This is a genomic window from Rhodococcus sp. P-2 (assembly GCF_016598535.1).
Taxonomy (GTDB): domain Bacteria; phylum Actinomycetota; class Actinomycetes; order Mycobacteriales; family Mycobacteriaceae; genus Rhodococcus_F; species Rhodococcus_F baikonurensis.
In genome coordinates, this window is sequence record NZ_CP066779.1 from 1,728,327 (window position 1) to 1,743,197 (window position 14,871).

The following is a 14,871-nucleotide window of genomic DNA, read 5'->3' on the forward strand; positions in this document are numbered from 1 at the left end:
GCGCTGTGTCTGGCAGTAGAAATCTGACGGATCGGAAACCTGCCGCTGCACCAGGCCACGGGCAAGACTGGTTTCTCGATGGGAGAGGAGACCACGATGACAGTTCGCAGTTCCGTGGAGCCGTTGGTCGACAACAATTGGCGGATGTTCGCCACCTGTAAAACAGTGGACCCGGCGGTGTTCTATTCGCCGGGTGAAGAACGCGGACGCAATCGGGCTGCACGGGAAAGTTCGGCGAAGCAGGTGTGCTTCCGCTGCCCGGTCATTCGGGACTGCCTGACCTTTGCACTCGACACCGCCGAACCACACGGAGTATGGGGTGGGACGACACCGTCGGAGCGCCTTGCACTACGACGCTCAGCTGCGTGAACTCCGCTCATACGAGACCCCCGTCACGTCGATACCGGACAAACAGGCAAGATGGCCTTGTGCCTATGACACGACGCGCAGTTGCCGTGACCGCGATCTTCGCTTCCTCGATCTTGTTGGGCTCATGTTCGCCGCAGCCGCAGGCCCCTGCGGCAGCAGACACCACCACCACAGTTCCCGAGGCGTTCACCAAACTGCCCTCGACCACCGCCGTGGACAAGTGCGGACCCCAGAGCGGGACCACCCTCGAGGACGGTTTCTTGACCATCGCCACCGATTCACCGGCGTACGCGCCGTGGTTCGTCGACAACAGTCCGTCGAATGGCAAGGGCTTCGAAGGTGCGGTGGCCCGGGCCGTCGTCGACAAGCTCGGATACAACACCGACCAGGTTCGCTTCACCACGGTCGCCTTCAACGACGCGCTGAAACCTGGCCCCAAGGATTTCGACTTCGACGTCAATCAATTCACGATTTCCGAAGATCGCCGCGCGAACGTCGACTTCAGCTCGCCGTATTACGCCGTCGCGCAGTCGGTGATCGCCTCTGACGGAAGCAAAGCGGCCGGTGCAAAGAATCTTGCGGATCTCGCCGGCTACCGCTTGGGCGCTCAAACCGGTTCCACCAGCCTCGCGGCAATCACCGACACGATTGTTCCGACCACTGCGCCCCGCGAGTTCGCGACCACGGACGACGCGAAAGCTGCGCTGGCCGCGGGCGAGATCGACGCACTGGTCGTCGACATTCCGACCGGATTCCACATCACCGAGAACGAACTGCCCGGGTCGGTCATCGTGGGTCAGTTTCCGCGCCCCAACGCGGTCACCGAATTCTTCGGGTTGGTGCTGGAGAAGAACAGTCCACTGACCGCGTGCGTCTCTGCCGCCGTGGATGCGCTCTACGCCGACGGCACCCTCGAGAAGCTCGCTACCGAATGGATCACGGACAGCGCCGACGCACCCGTTCTCGAGTAGCTCAGCCGGCGCGCCCACTGATCGCGCCGACGAAGACCTTCGGGATGTCTGCCGGTGCCGGAGCGAAGTGACTGTTACCGCCGGTGAGAGCCGAAATCTGCTCGAGCACATCGGTATCGGCGTCATCGGTGACACCGATGGTGATGATCGGTACCGGCCGCGCCGGGTCCTGCTCGCGAGTCAGGGTGTCGACAAGTTCCTGCAGCGAGATACCCGACGGGTCGTCGTTCGCACCGTCGGTAAGGAGAATCACCGAATTGATCGAGGCCGGATCGTAGGACTGTTGCATGGACCGATACGCGGCGAGAACGCTGTCGTACAAACCTGTTCCGCCGCCGACGATCGAAGAGAGATTGTCGATCCGAGACAGCAGTTTGTTCCGATGATCCGTGTCGCCTTCAGTTGCATCCATCCGGGCGACAGGTTCGAGTTCGCGGTAGTCCGTCCCCTCACCGAGGTCTACCGAGAATGCCCAGAGACCCAATTGTGCGTTGGCAGGAAACATTCGTATCGCGATGTCACCGGCCTGCGCCGTCGCGGCCATTCGAGTGACCCCGTCCTGCATGTAGTCCATGGACCCCGAGACGTCGACAACTGCCAACGCACGGGAAGGCCTGGACAGAATCTCGTACCGCGCAAGCGCTTTGGTGACCACAGTCGGATCGGACGGCACCAGTGACACGACCTTTCCCACTCCACCGGCGACCGGTGGGGCTTGATCCGCGCCGCGGAACCCGAGGCCGGCAAGTACCGAGCGCCCGGTGTCCGATGTCAGCGCTGCCGCCAGCAGTTTGCCGGCGCCGTCCGCCGCTGACCAGTCTGCACCCACACCTGCCATCGGGTAGTCCATGAAGACCGAACCGGACGACGGTACCGACGCGGTGAGTCGACTGTCCGCGTGTGCGGCGAGATAGGCCTCGAAGGTCTGCTCGGTAGTCACCGCGGTCCCGCCGTCCGCGTCCACGGTTTGGATGCGTCCGGTCGAACCGGTTTCCTTCAGATTTCCGTACTGCGCTTGCGCCACCGGGACCAAGGCTGCCGATATGGACGTGAGGTCCCCGCCCCGCGACTGGGTCTCGGCAAAGGCTGCCACGATCGGTGCGCTGGAGACGGCACTGGTCAGGGGATCGCCGATGTGCAGTGCTGGAGCGCCGAGGACGTCCGTCCATGCGCCGGGTGCCTCGGTGCCTGGCGCCGAGACGGCGACAACCGGGGTGGACGCGACCGAGTTGCTGATCCGGCGAACCTCCTGCCCGCTTGCGGAAACCTTGTCCAGCCATTCGCTCGAATCAGGTATCCACAGGGCGGGCGCCGTACCGTCAGCGATCGCCGCGACAGTGAGCACGGGATCTTGCGGCGTCACGCTGAGCGAGATGCACCCGAGTTCCGTAGCGGGGATGGCAGCGGCGACAGCTTCGAGTCCCGAGGCGATCGACGGATCGGCCGCCACGGTCACGGTTTCCGGGTTGTCACAATTGGTTGCCGTAGCAGCTGCAGCGGCGCCCGCACCGAGTTCTCCCTTGTCGCTGACGCTTTTGAATGTCACGGCGAATGCCGCGGTTCCACCGACTGCAACTACCGCCAAGAGTCCGATCAGAACCTGCACGGATCGAGGCATGGACGCAGGTGGTGCGCCGTACCCATGACGAGACGACATTGATCGAATCCTTTCCGGCGGGACCCGCACCAATAACAAACCGATGCCCGGTTTATCCCGCCGAAAAGAATCCTAACCCACGTTAGCGGTGAAGTAGCTCAATGTGTAGATCTCGACAAACTAGGTGTAGATCTGGACAAACTGGGCCAGTGACTTCTCCACATCGCCCTTGAGTGCCCGTGCCACGCTCGAACCGATCGGGCCGAACAACGGAGCGCCGCCCAACTCGGCTGTCAGCGCGAGTTCCGACCCGTCGCCCTTTGCCTTCACGTCGAGTTCGAGACCGAGCTTGACCCCGCCCTTGCCGTCTCCCTTGAGCGAGATCGCCTTCGGGACGTCGTACTTCTTGATGGTCCACCGAACGCGGTTGCGCAGGCCCTTCACGGTCACGACCGAGCTGATCTCGGTGCCCACACCCAACTGCTCGGGAAGTTCACTGCGCCATCCGTCGTGAACCACGAGCCAGTTTTCGTATCCACTGAGATCGGACGCCTTGTCCCACACTTCTTGGGGAGGAAGCGGAACATCGATTTTCACTGTGAGCTTTGCCATGGCAGAACAATAAGCCCCGTGCGCCTTTTCCGTAACCGGAGGTACCAGAAAGACGCACGGGGCTTTGCCCGTACTAGTGGCTGACAGCCTTTTCGACGCCGACGCCGGTGAGGGAGCGAACTTCCATCTCCGCCTGCTTTGCCGGATCTTCGATCTTGTTGCGTCCGATGTACGTACCGACGATGCCGAGGACGAATGCCAGCGGGATCGAGACGATGCCGGGGTTCGAGAGCGGGAACCAGGCGAAGTCGGAGTTCGGGAACATCGACGACGGCTTACCCGACACAGCCGGGGAGAACACGATCAGCGTCAAGCAGCTGATCAATCCGCCGTAGATGCTGAAGAGCGCTCCGGTGGTGTTGAACTTCTTCCAGAACAGCGAGTACAGCAGGGTGGGCAGGTTCGCCGAGGCCGCCACGGCGAAGGCGAGAGCCACCAGGAAGGCGATGTTCTGTCCCATCGCCATGATGCCGAGAACGATGGAGACGAGTCCGATGACCACGACGGTGATTCGAGAAACTCGCACCTGCTGCTCCTCGGTTGCGTTGCCGCGCTTGATGACACTGGCGTAGATGTCGTGAGCGAATGACGCCGAAGCAGTGATCGCGAGGCCGGCCACGACGGCGAGGATGGTCGCGAACGCCACCGCCGAGATGATGCCCAGGAAGATGGTGCCACCGAGTTCGAAGGCGAGCAGCGGGGCCGCCGCGTTCTCCTTACCTGGTGCTGCCAAGATCTTGTCCGGTCCGACCATGCTGGCCGCGCCGTAGCCGAGAACCAGCGTGAACAGGTAGAAGGCACCGATCAGCGCGATCGCCCAGGTCACCGAGCGGCGAGCTTCCTTGGCGGTGGGTACCGTGTAGAAGCGCATCAGCACGTGTGGCAGGCCGGCGGTGCCGAGCACCAAAGCGATTCCGAGAGAGATGAAGTCGAGCTTGGTCATGCCGGAGAGTCCGTACTTCGCACCCGGCCCGAGGATGTCGCGTCCCTGCACACCCTTGGTGGTGGAACTGTTGACCATGTCCTGCGCATTGGCCAGCAACTGGGAGAAGTTGCCGCGTACTGCCCACAGAACGAGCACGAACATGATTCCGGCTCCGGCAACCAGCAGAACCGCCTTGACCATCTGCACGTAGGTGGTGCCCTTCATGCCGCCGACCAAGACGTACACGATCATCAGCACACCCACGATCGCGACCACGATCGACTGTCCCACCTTGCCGTCGATATTGAGCAGCAACGCGACCAGCCCGCCGGCGCCGGCCATCTGAGCGAGAAGATAGAAGAGGGAAACGGCGAGCGTGGACAGGGCTGCCGCCATGCGCACCGGACGCTGCTTGAGCCTGAAGCTCAGCACGTCGGCCATCGTGAATCTGCCTGTGTTCCTGAGCAATTCGGCCACCAGAAGCAGCGCAACCAACCAGGCGACAAGGAATCCGATGGAGTACAGGAAACCGTCGTAGCCGTACACGGCGATCGCACCTGCGATACCGAGGAACGATGCCGCCGAGAGGTAGTCGCCGGCGATGGCGAACCCGTTCTGCGGGCCGGTGAACTGCCCACCGCCGGTGTAGAAGTCGGACGCCTTCTTGGTGGTCCGGCTGGCGCGGATGACCAGCGTCATGGTCACGACGACAAACGCGAGGAAGATCGCGATGTTGAAGGCGGGGTTTCCTACGTCCGTTCCGGACGCGGCGAGTGTGGTGATCACTGTGCGGGACCTTCCAGTTCTTCACGGATGGCAGCGGAGCGGGGATCGAGCTCACGCCCGGCGAACTTCACGTACCACGCGGTGATGGCGAAGGTCGTGACGAATTGCCCGAGGCCGAGGATGATGCCGAGATTGATGTTGCCGAGGACCTTGGTGGCCATGAAGTCGTGGGCATAGGTAGCCAGGACGACGTACACCGCATACCAGAGCAGGAAGAATGCAGTGATGGGGAAAACGAACTTGCGCAGACGCGTTCGGAGTTCCTGGAATTCGGGACTCGCTTGCATGTCTATGAATGCCTGGGCATCCGGGGTGCGTCGCTCTTGCGGCGACCCCTCACTGATTTCTGCTGTGGACACTGCCGGCTCCTCGCCTCGCGTGTGAAGTGAACTACGCACAGACGTTAGTGAGATCGGAGTCACATGAAGATGCTGTGGTGCCAGTCACACGCTGAGCAGTCGCGCGCTGCGCCGAACGGTCAGGCAGGCGCGACCAACGGCAGAGACTTCGGGCGACTTCAGGCGGTGACTGTCAGGGTTGGCGGAGATCGTCTTCGCGATCGGAGCCCATTCCGAGCCGTTCCGGGGCGTGCATCCGCGTGAAGATTCGCGCAATATCTGCCGGTACCTGCTTCGACGACGCCTTGCTGACGACGATCATCGTGAGGAACGCCAGCGGCACGCTCACCGCGGCCGGGAACGCGAAAATGGCTGCCGGCCAGCCACCGAGGACGCTCTCCGACAAGCCCCCCAGGACCGCGACAGTCGCAGCGGTTCCCGCGACGAATCCGCCTACCACCATCCCCGCCCCAGCACCGACAGCAGTCAGACCGCGCCACCAGATGCCCAACACGAGCAGTGGACAGAGCGTCGACGCGGCAACCGCGAACACCAACCCGACGGTTCGCGAGAGGTCGACCGACACCACCGCCAGCGACAGTACGAGCGGGACGACACCGGCCAGGAGTGCGGCAATGCGGAAGTCTCGGACTCGCCCGCGGAGAACATCGGTACTGACGACACCCGCGATGCTCACGAGCAATCCGGACGACGTCGACAGGAAGGCCGCAATGGCACCGGACGCCACGAGCGCTGCCAGCAACTGTCCGCCCCACCCCGAGAACACCGAGCCCGGCAACAGCAGCACCGCGGCGTCGGAGGTGCCCGTGATCAGAAGTTGCGGAACGTAGAGGCGAGCGAAGACACCGAGGAGTGTCGGGAACAGGTAGAAGACGCTGACCAGAGCGACAACGGCGAGCGATGTCAGACGGGCGGCCCGTCCGTCGGGGTTGGTGTAGAACCGGACGAGGACGTGCGGCAGGCCGAGCGTTCCGAGGAAGGTGGCGAGCATCAGCGAGTACACCTGATACATCGGATGGGGCCCGCCGAACCCCCAACCCGGAGTGATCCAGTCCGAGTTCTGCGCAGGCGCTCCGGCGACGACGGGGACCGCCGCTCCCGCGTCGAGAACCATCGACATGCCTTCACCGAGGGTGTGCTCCCCCGGACCCAGCGTGACGGTACCTTCAACTGCTTGCCCGTCGACTGTGCCGCCGCTGACCGTCACCGGCTCGGACACCTGGACGACGACGTCGGTTGTGATGTCGACGGTCGTCGCAGTGGTGACCGTCGGCGGCATCGACGCGCCGACGTCGTGGTGATCGCCGAAGAAATAGAAGGTCAGTGCCACAGCGGGAATCGCGACGGCAGTCAGTTTCAGCCAGTACTGGAAGGCCTGGACGAAGGTGATCGAGCGCATCCCACCGCCGACGACGTTGGCGATGACGATGACTCCGACCGCAACGCCCCCGATCCAGCTGGGAACACCGAGCAGGATGTTGAGCGTCAGCCCCGCGCCTTGGAACTGCGGAATCAGATACAGGATGCACACCATCGCGACCACGAGCATCGCGAGCTTGCGCAATCGCGGTGAGCCGAGACGGAATTCGGCGAAATCGGGGACGGTGTAAGCGCCGGAACGTCGAAGCGGCGCCGCGACGAAAAGCAACAGTGCGAGGTATCCGGCGGTGAATCCGATGGGATACCAGAGAGCGTCTGCCCCGTATTTCGCGACCAGTCCGGCGACACCGAGAAACGAAGCAGCAGAGAGATACTCGCCGGAGATGGCCGTCGCATTCCACCGCGCGCTGACGGTTCTGGACGCGACGAGAAAGTCGGAGGTGGTACGAGCCAGCCGAACTCCGTAGATACCGATCGCCACTGTCGCCACAGCCGCCGCCACGATGCCGAGCACCGTCAACACCGGGATTGGTTGTCCGCCCACAGCGCCGCGCTCAGTCGTCCACGATGTCGGTGAAGTCCTGCTCGTTTCGTTCCGCCCGACGCACGAACACCCAGCCGGTGATCAGCAGCAAGGGATACACGGCGCCGCCCATCACGAGCCACGGCAAGCGGATGCCCAGCACTGCGACCTCCGACAGAGTCGGGAAGAGATGGGTCAGAAGCGGCACCGCACACAGGAGTCCGGCTGCGACGACGGCAAGGCGGATCGCCAGTCCCAACTGCGCGCGAACGAGACCGCGAATCATGGCGTCACCGACTTCGGTCTGTTCCTGCACCTCCACCCGGGTACGCACGATCCGAGCGCCACTGCGTTGCGCCAACACAACGCGCTCACGCTGCGGGGGGTCGGACTGCGACGTCACCGCGACAACCAACTCTGTTTGGGCGCACGAACCAGTCGATCCTTGAGTTCACGCGTGTGTCTGCGGCTGACCGGAAGCTCGACGGGCGGCTTGTCGCCGTGCGGGCGCAGACAGACCACCAACCCGCTTCCAACCGTGCGGATACCGGTGACCAGGGCCAGAGACACCAGATATGAACGATGCACGCGCAGGAACCCCGCGTCGGCCCAGCGTGATTCGAGCGTCGAGATCGGGATGCGCACCAGGTGTGACTTCCCGGCGGTGTGCAGACGCGCGTAGTCCCCGTCGGCTTCCACCCACTCCACCGAGGAACGCTGAACGAGCGTCGTGACGCCGCCCAGTTCCACCGGGATCACCTCGTCGGTCGACGCAGTTTCGGGCTTGCTCTCACTCTTGGTTCGCCCGGCCAACCCCACGATCCGTTGAACGGCCTGAGCGAGGCGCTCCTCTCGGAGCGGTTTGAGCAGATAATCGACGGCACCGAGATCGAAAGCCGCAACCGCTCGATCGTCGTGCGCCGTCACGAACACCACGGGTGGTGGAGTCGCGAAGTTGGAGAGAATGCCGGCCAGTTCGAGACCGTCGAGGCCTGGCATGTTGATGTCGAGAAATACCGCGTCGATGCTTCCACCGCGCAGGATTCTCAGCGCGGTCGTCGCATCCGACGCCGTGTGAACGTGCGCGACCGCGCCCTCTGCGCGCAGCAAGAATGCCAGCTCGTCGAGGGCTGGTTTCTCGTCGTCGACGGCCAGGACGGTCAGCTGGGCATCAGTGTCAGTCTCGTTCACAACAGGTCCATGTTCCCACGACCGTTTCGGCCTGATCATCGAAGGCGAGAATCAGACGTGAATCCCCTGCTTGAACTTGGGAACACGCATACTGACCTTCGTTCCGGCGCCCGGCGCTGTCTCCACCACGAGTCCGTAGTCGTTTCCGAATGCGGCACGAAGCCTGTCGTCGACGTTGGCCAAACCGACGTGAGCGGCTTCCCGAGCACTGGGCCGTCCCGACCCCGACTCGATGGCGTCGAGCGAACCGGACCGCAGCAGTTCGGGATCCATCCCCACACCGTCGTCTTCGACGCTGATGATGCAGTCCGGTCCCTCGTCCGCGGCAACGATGCTGACCGTGCCGCCCTCCGGCTTACTCGAAATGCCGTGACGAACCGCGTTCTCGACCAGAGGCTGGAGCGCCAGGAAGGGAAGGACCACGTTGAGCACTTCGGGTGCGACTTGAAGTCGGACGTTCAGAGCGTCCCCGAAGCGCGCGCGTTCGAGAGTCAGATACCGATCGATGTTGCGTAGCTCGTCGGCGAGCAGAGTGAACTCACCCGCAGATCGAAACGAGTACCGGGTGAAGTCCGCGAACTCGAGAATCAGTTCCCTGGCCCGCGCCGGGTCGGTCCGTACGAAAGACGCGACGGTGTTGAGGGCGTTGTAGATGAAGTGGGGACTGATCTGAGCGCGCAGAGCCCGCACTTCCGCTCGATCCAGCAGGGCCCGGGACGCGTCGAGGTCGGCGAGTTCGATCTGACTGCAGGCGTACCGGGCGACCTCGGTGACAGCTCCGAGCATTCCCGGCCACGGGTCCTCGCTGGTGACGATTCCCATCACCCCGACGACGCCGATGTCCTCGATCAGCAGTGGTTGAGCGATCAGCGCGCGCACGCTGTGATCGCTCGACCCGCGTACCAAGTCCGCTTGGGAGACGAGCACCCGGCGCTCACCTTCGATCGCGCGAATGGCGGCGTCGTGGAATTGATCGGCCAATGCCTCGTGACGACCGTCCCACGCCAGCAGATTTCCCGAAGCATCGGCCAGGCCGAAACCGGCGCCGCCGGTCAGCTCGCGCAGGTGAGGCGCTGCCTCGGCAGCCGAATTCTTGTCGAGCCCGCGCCGAAGCGGCCGTGCGGCAAGCGAAGCCGTGTGGAGCGCGGCATGGACGGCTCGTTCGGTGGGCGTGGTCACCTCACGTCTGGTGCGCATCCACACCACTGTCAGTGCCCCGGCCACTGCGAGGATCAGCACGCTGAGAAGTGCGACCACGGCCGGGCTCAACGCGGATCCTCGTCCAGTTTCCGGATCAGTGTTCTCGGAGCCACCGTGCGGTACGCCTCTTCGACGATGTCGGCGACGTCGTTCCAGAATTTCCCGTCCTCGGTGTCGTCGGCACTCGGGACGTCGAGGTACACGCCGATCCATCCACGGCCGCCCACGTACGGCGGCACGAAGAACCGCGACGGATCACGGCCGACCCAATCTGCCTGCGCCCCAGGCGGTGCTGCGGCCCAGATCGCGACACGATCGTCGTGGTGGTGATCTGCCATGGAGACGAACTGCGGCGCCTTACGCACGAACCACGACGGTTCACCGTGGCTGACCCGCTCGGTCGCCTCCGGCAGTGCCAGTGCAAGCGCGCGGATTCGTTCCAACGGCGTCACCGATTCACGACCCGCAGGTATTCGGCGCCGGCACACCTGCAAATCGATCCTTCACCCACGCAACAGCTCCGGGCACCGCGGCACCGTCCGCGTGACCTTCGCCCGGCCGCGCCTGGAATTCGATGACGTCGCCGTCGGCGCAGGCACGTTCGACCGCAGCCTCGGTCCATTCCGGACGGATGAGGTTGTCGTTGGTACCGACAACCACGTACATGGGACCGCTCGCGCGTTGACGTGGGAGCGCAACGTCGCCTAGCCACGCGAGAATTCGGTCCGCATCCTCGGCGGTGGCGGGCCGGGTGTCTGCTGGCGTCACCTTTCCGACAAGACCCAACTTCTCGGTCGCACGGGAGGTCAGGCACGAGGTGAGCAGGTCGTAGTTCTGCTCGAATGCGCCGCGCACGTAGTCGGTTCGTTCGAGGTCCGGATGGGTGAGGGACAGCCCTTCGAGAACATAGGGCAGCAGCAGTTGCTGAGGCAGTGACAGATTCACCTCGGAATCACTCGAGATGATCGGTGAGATGTCCGCTGCCGGGGACAGGTTTGCCGCACCTACGAATTCGAGTCCGTCCCCGTAGGAATCGGCTTCCTCGGCTGCTGCCCAGGACGCCTGCCCGCCTTGGGAAAGTCCCAGTGTTGCCCAGCGAGTCGAGGTGTCCGGAACGACGTTGCGCGCCGCTCGAACAGCGTCTATGACGTTGAACGCCGCAGTGTCCGGTTGCAGGTACGGATGCGGGTCCGGAGTGCCGAGGCCCTCGAAGTCGGAGACAGCGACCACGTATCCCGAGTCGAGGAACGGCGCGACCAGACCGATCGTGCCGAAGAGGGTCGGCGAGGCCGACGGCGCGCAGTCGTCCGAAATACCCGTCGTGCCATGGCCGATGGAGACGATCGGCCAACCACCCTCGGGCGGAGTTCCAGCCGGCGTGAACACCGTTCCCGAGACCTGAGTCTCCCGGCCGTCGATGCCGGAGGTGGAGCCGTACAGGATCTTCGTTGCGCTCGCTCCGGACGCCGCCACTTCGGCTGTGCTGGTGAAAGGTTCACTGGCGAAGACGACGCCGCGTTGAGCACTGCTCACGACCGGTGGGGTCGTCGTGGTTGCGGTGTCGGTGACAGAGATGTCCGGCGACGCATTCGATCCGCAGCCCACGCTGACGAGAAGTGCGCTCGCCACCATGATTCCCCAGCCTGCGCGAACTCTCGAACTCCGAACCGTCATACGCAGTGTTCCCCTCTATTTGCCCGCGCCGCTACCGGCTCGGCGACGCCTGACACGTTCCTCGGCTGCGGCCTCTTCGATGTCGAGTCCTTCCAATACGGTACGCAATACCTCGTCGTCGAGATCGCCGTCGTCACGTGCGGCGATCAAGGCAACTCGTTGCGAGCGCAGTGACTGATGCCGGAACTTGTCGAACAATGCTCCCGCATTCCACAAAGCGGCCTCGCGATCGGCGTCCTCGTCGACCTCCTGGAGTTGAAGCCTCGCCTGCATCGAGCGTCGTACGCGCTCGACGATTGCCTGCAATTCCTTTCCGTCGATCCCCGGCGGAGGGTGCGCGGCTGCGTCTGCCAGCGCCTTCTCGCCCGCCTTGCGAGAAATGTTGCGGGCCAACTCCATCTGTTCCTGTGTCCGCAGCTGCTCGTAAGGATCCGCGACGTCGAGGCGACGGATCATGAACGGCAAGGTCGATCCCTGGATGAGCAGAGTCCCGACAGCGACGATGAACGCGATCGCCTGAATGACGCCGCGACCGGGGAACGGCTCGCCGGACGAGAGCGCGAACGGGATACCGCCGGCCGCAGCAAGAGTGACGACGCCGCGCATTCCCGCCCACGAGACCACCAGATTCTGTTTCCACGTCAGTTGATTCTCGCGGTCACGGCGCAGGGTCACACCGAATCGCACACGCGAGTAACTCAGGAACAGCCACAGCGGCCGAATTACGATGACCACGGCCAGGACTGCGAGACCGTACGCGAACACGTGAAGCACCGGAAGCCCGTCGGCGACAACATCGTCGATCACGAAACTCAGCTGCAGCCCCATGTACGCGAAGACGAACATCTCGAGAAGGGTGTCCAGGCTCGACCACACCGAGCGCTCCTGCAGTCTCGTCATGATCGACGCGTCCGTCGAATAGTGCCCGATCACCAAACCTGCAACCACGACGGCCAGGACACCGGACGCGTGCAGTTCCTCAGCGGCCAGGTAGGCGGCGAACGGAAGCACCAACCCCAGGCCGGTTTCGAGTGGAGAGTCGTACATGCGTGCACGAACGAACTTGACGACGAACGCGAGCACCAAACCGACGACGACGCCACCGATCACTTCGTACGCGAAGAACAACAGGGGCGAATCGGTGGCAATTCTGGTTCCGGTCACTGCTGCGACGGCAACGGTGAAGAGCGTGAGCGCGGTGGCGTCGTTGACGAGCCCTTCGCCCGTGAGGATGGCGATGACCCGTTTCGGGAGTCCGAGTTTCTGACCGACCGCTACCGCGCTGACGGCGTCGGTCGGCGCGATCACGGCTCCGAGCACGAGGGCGGCGCCGATCGTGAACTCGGGAACCATCCATTCGGCGAAGAAGGCCACCACGAACGCCGTCACCAACACCATTCCGACGCCGAGGCGCAGGATCGGTGCAAGGTTGCGTTTGAAGGTCGCCACCGAGAATTTGAGAGCTGCCGAGTAGAGAAGCGGCGGCAGGACCACACCGAGAATGACGTGGGGATCCAGTTCCGGCCGCGGCATGCCGGGTATGAACGAGGCGACCGAGCCCACCGTCACCAAAACCAGCGGGGCCTGCAGGTTTCGCCGATTGGACAGCCCGGTGACTGCGATGGCGGCAATGACGACCAGCAGAATCCAGGTGAAGTTCACGCGTTCATTCTGCCCGCCGACCCTGGGAGTTCACCCAGCGGACGCACAGAAGCCCGCAACCATTTCGGTTACGGGCTCCTGAGCAACGGTATTGCCGAATCCGGTATTACTGCTTTTCTGGAACGGCCTTCTTGGCAGCCTCGGCTGCCTTGTCGATCTGATCGCCGTACTTGTTGCCGGTCTTGTCGTCGGCGATGTCGGCGACCTTGTCGATCGCGTCGTGAACCTTGTCGGAGTTCTCCGCTGCGAGCTCCTGGCCCTTTTCGACCAATCCCTTGACGTTGTCCAAGAAACCCATGTCCGTGTCCTCTCCCGGTGCTGACGCACGTCCTTCGGCGGAATCGTTCCTCCGCGCCCTTCGATTCTCACAGGTCGAGGGCCTCTGCGCCAGAAAGCAGGTCCGTGCGTCCGGGCCACGCACAACTCGAGGTAGCGTTAACCCGCCAATAGCTGATTGCCCATCCATCGACATCGACAGGTACCCGGTTTGAATGCAGGACTGCGCGGGACGGGGAGCGACCCCCACCCGACGCGTGAACTGCTGTCACGGTGGTGGTCAGATCACACGGATTACACCTGGCTCCCCCGATTCCTCGACGCTCGCGGGTTGACCGTTCCCGGACGCAAATTGGTCGCGGTCTGGTGTTTCCTCTTCGCCCTGATCGCGGTGACGATGCAGTTGAGCCGGTTCGGTTCCGACACTGCTCTGGCTCGGTCGATCTTCGCCCTCGGAACGATCAGCGGCGCCTATGCGGGCTACCGCTGGGCGCGTAATGAATCGTGGCCCACCTGGCGACAATCCGTGGCTTTCGTCGTCTGGGCCGACCTATGGCTCGCCGTCACTCTTTTCTTCGCCGTACGCACCGCTTTCGTCGGGACCATCGGCTGCATCCTGTTCATCATGATCGGTTTCTACGCGGCTATCGTTCACAGCCCACGCGTTGCCATCACCCACATCGGCTGGGCTCTTGCTGTCTGTACGGCGCTGGCCGCCATGGCGATGCCCGAACCGGTCAACGACAACTGGGTGGTCCTGAACCTTTATCTGATGGTGGCCGGCGTGGTGTTCTCCACGGCGTGGATTCTGCAGATCGTCTGGCTCCGACTGACCGACGACGCACGCAACGCCCACCGGGACTATCTCACCGCGACGCTCAATCGCCGCGGACTCCAGGACGAGGCTCAGCATCTGCTGCGCAGCGATCGAACGCAAGCGCTGATCGCGCTACTCATCGACGTCGACTCGTTCAAGATCCTCAACGACACGCACGGGCACGTCGCGGGTGACGACGCGTTGACCGCCGTCGCCGACCGCCTCATCGCTGCCGCCGGGCCCGACGCGGTGGTGGCGCGAATCGGCGGCGACGAGTTCGTCGTCCTGCGCGGAGTCGATCGAGGAGAAATCGAACAGGTCGCCACCGAGATACATTCGGCGGTCTCGTCCGACTCCGATCCCTATCCCGTATCCGCTAGTACCGGCGTCAGTGTCTATCTGAGCCCCGAGACGGACTTACCGGATCGGGCTGTCAACGAACTGATCGAGCACGCAGACAACGCGATGTACCGGGCCAAGAAGCGCGGCGGCGATCGCATTGCCTGGGTGCAGATGTTCAGGCGCTGAA

15 protein-coding genes are annotated in these 14,871 nt (G+C 63.6%); 3 read left to right on the forward strand and 12 right to left on the reverse strand.

Translation table 11 applies throughout. From position 1 onward, the window contains the following. The first annotated feature begins 96 nt into the window (after positions 1–96). Together I7X09_RS08145 and I7X09_RS08150 are read left to right on the forward strand one after the other, a co-directional pair. Positions 97–369, forward strand: coding sequence for a WhiB family transcriptional regulator (locus I7X09_RS08145; protein WP_050654722.1), 273 nt, complete (start codon positions 97–99; stop codon positions 367–369). A gap of 65 nt (positions 370–434) precedes the next feature. After that, the gene (locus I7X09_RS08150; RefSeq protein WP_200316354.1) at positions 435–1,340 is read left to right on the forward strand and encodes an ABC transporter substrate-binding protein; all 906 of its coding nucleotides are present in this window, start codon (positions 435–437) and stop codon (positions 1,338–1,340) included. Position 1,341: 1 nt separating this feature from the next. On the opposite strand, the gene I7X09_RS08155 is transcribed toward I7X09_RS08150, so the two are convergent. The 12 genes from I7X09_RS08155 to I7X09_RS08210 form a co-directional block, all read right to left on the reverse strand. Beyond that, positions 1,342–2,997 carry a substrate-binding domain-containing protein gene (locus tag I7X09_RS08155; protein ID WP_200316355.1) on the reverse strand — a complete coding sequence of 552 codons (1,656 nt, stop codon included), beginning with the start codon at positions 2,995–2,997 and terminating at the stop codon, positions 1,342–1,344. Positions 2,998–3,117: 120 nt separating this feature from the next. After that, positions 3,118–3,549, reverse strand: coding sequence for a type II toxin-antitoxin system Rv0910 family toxin (locus tag I7X09_RS08160; protein ID WP_200316356.1), 432 nt, complete (start codon positions 3,547–3,549; stop codon positions 3,118–3,120). Positions 3,550–3,622: 73 nt separating this feature from the next. Further along, on the reverse strand, positions 3,623–5,260 hold the full coding sequence (locus I7X09_RS08165) for a solute symporter family protein (RefSeq protein ID WP_007727752.1): 1,638 nt from the start codon (positions 5,258–5,260) through the stop codon (positions 3,623–3,625). Then, on the reverse strand, positions 5,257–5,619 hold the full coding sequence (locus tag I7X09_RS08170) for a DUF485 domain-containing protein (RefSeq protein ID WP_003939976.1): 363 nt from the start codon (positions 5,617–5,619) through the stop codon (positions 5,257–5,259). The genes I7X09_RS08165 and I7X09_RS08170 overlap by 4 nt, the downstream gene beginning before the upstream one ends. A 172-nt stretch (positions 5,620–5,791) precedes the next feature. After that, positions 5,792–7,543 carry a sodium/solute symporter gene (locus I7X09_RS08175; RefSeq protein ID WP_124567517.1) on the reverse strand — a complete coding sequence of 584 codons (1,752 nt, stop codon included), beginning with the start codon at positions 7,541–7,543 and terminating at the stop codon, positions 5,792–5,794. Positions 7,544–7,553: 10 nt separating this feature from the next. Further along, positions 7,554–7,925, reverse strand: a complete 372-nt coding sequence (locus I7X09_RS08180; RefSeq protein ID WP_095971213.1) for a hypothetical protein — start codon at positions 7,923–7,925, stop codon at positions 7,554–7,556. Next, on the reverse strand, positions 7,922–8,713 hold the full coding sequence (locus I7X09_RS08185) for a LytR/AlgR family response regulator transcription factor (RefSeq protein WP_124567519.1): 792 nt from the start codon (positions 8,711–8,713) through the stop codon (positions 7,922–7,924). Before I7X09_RS08185 ends, I7X09_RS08180 begins: the two co-directional genes overlap by 4 nt. A 51-nt stretch (positions 8,714–8,764) precedes the next feature. Then, entirely contained in the window at positions 8,765–9,982 is a 1,218-nt protein-coding gene (locus I7X09_RS08190) for a sensor histidine kinase (protein WP_095971215.1), read from the reverse strand. Next, positions 9,979–10,365 carry an MmcQ/YjbR family DNA-binding protein gene (locus I7X09_RS08195; protein WP_200316357.1) on the reverse strand — a complete coding sequence of 129 codons (387 nt, stop codon included), beginning with the start codon at positions 10,363–10,365 and terminating at the stop codon, positions 9,979–9,981. Before I7X09_RS08195 ends, I7X09_RS08190 begins: the two co-directional genes overlap by 4 nt. A gap of 4 nt (positions 10,366–10,369) precedes the next feature. Beyond that, on the reverse strand, positions 10,370–11,587 hold the full coding sequence (locus I7X09_RS08200; protein WP_200316358.1) for a lipase family protein: 1,218 nt from the start codon (positions 11,585–11,587) through the stop codon (positions 10,370–10,372). 15 nt (positions 11,588–11,602) lie between these two features. Beyond that, positions 11,603–13,249 (reverse strand): Na+/H+ antiporter, encoded by a 1,647-nt coding sequence (locus tag I7X09_RS08205; protein ID WP_095971218.1) that lies wholly within the window; start codon positions 13,247–13,249, stop codon positions 11,603–11,605. 106 nt (positions 13,250–13,355) lie between these two features. After that, complete coding sequence (locus I7X09_RS08210) at positions 13,356–13,547, reverse strand: antitoxin (protein ID WP_003940164.1); 192 nt, start codon at positions 13,545–13,547, stop codon at positions 13,356–13,358. A 189-nt stretch (positions 13,548–13,736) separates the two neighbouring features. Here I7X09_RS08210 and I7X09_RS08215 point away from each other — a divergent pair, with 189 nt between their 5' ends. Continuing rightward, complete coding sequence (locus I7X09_RS08215) at positions 13,737–14,870, forward strand: GGDEF domain-containing protein (RefSeq protein WP_234036843.1); 1,134 nt, start codon at positions 13,737–13,739, stop codon at positions 14,868–14,870. Position 14,871 lies beyond the last annotated feature (1 nt).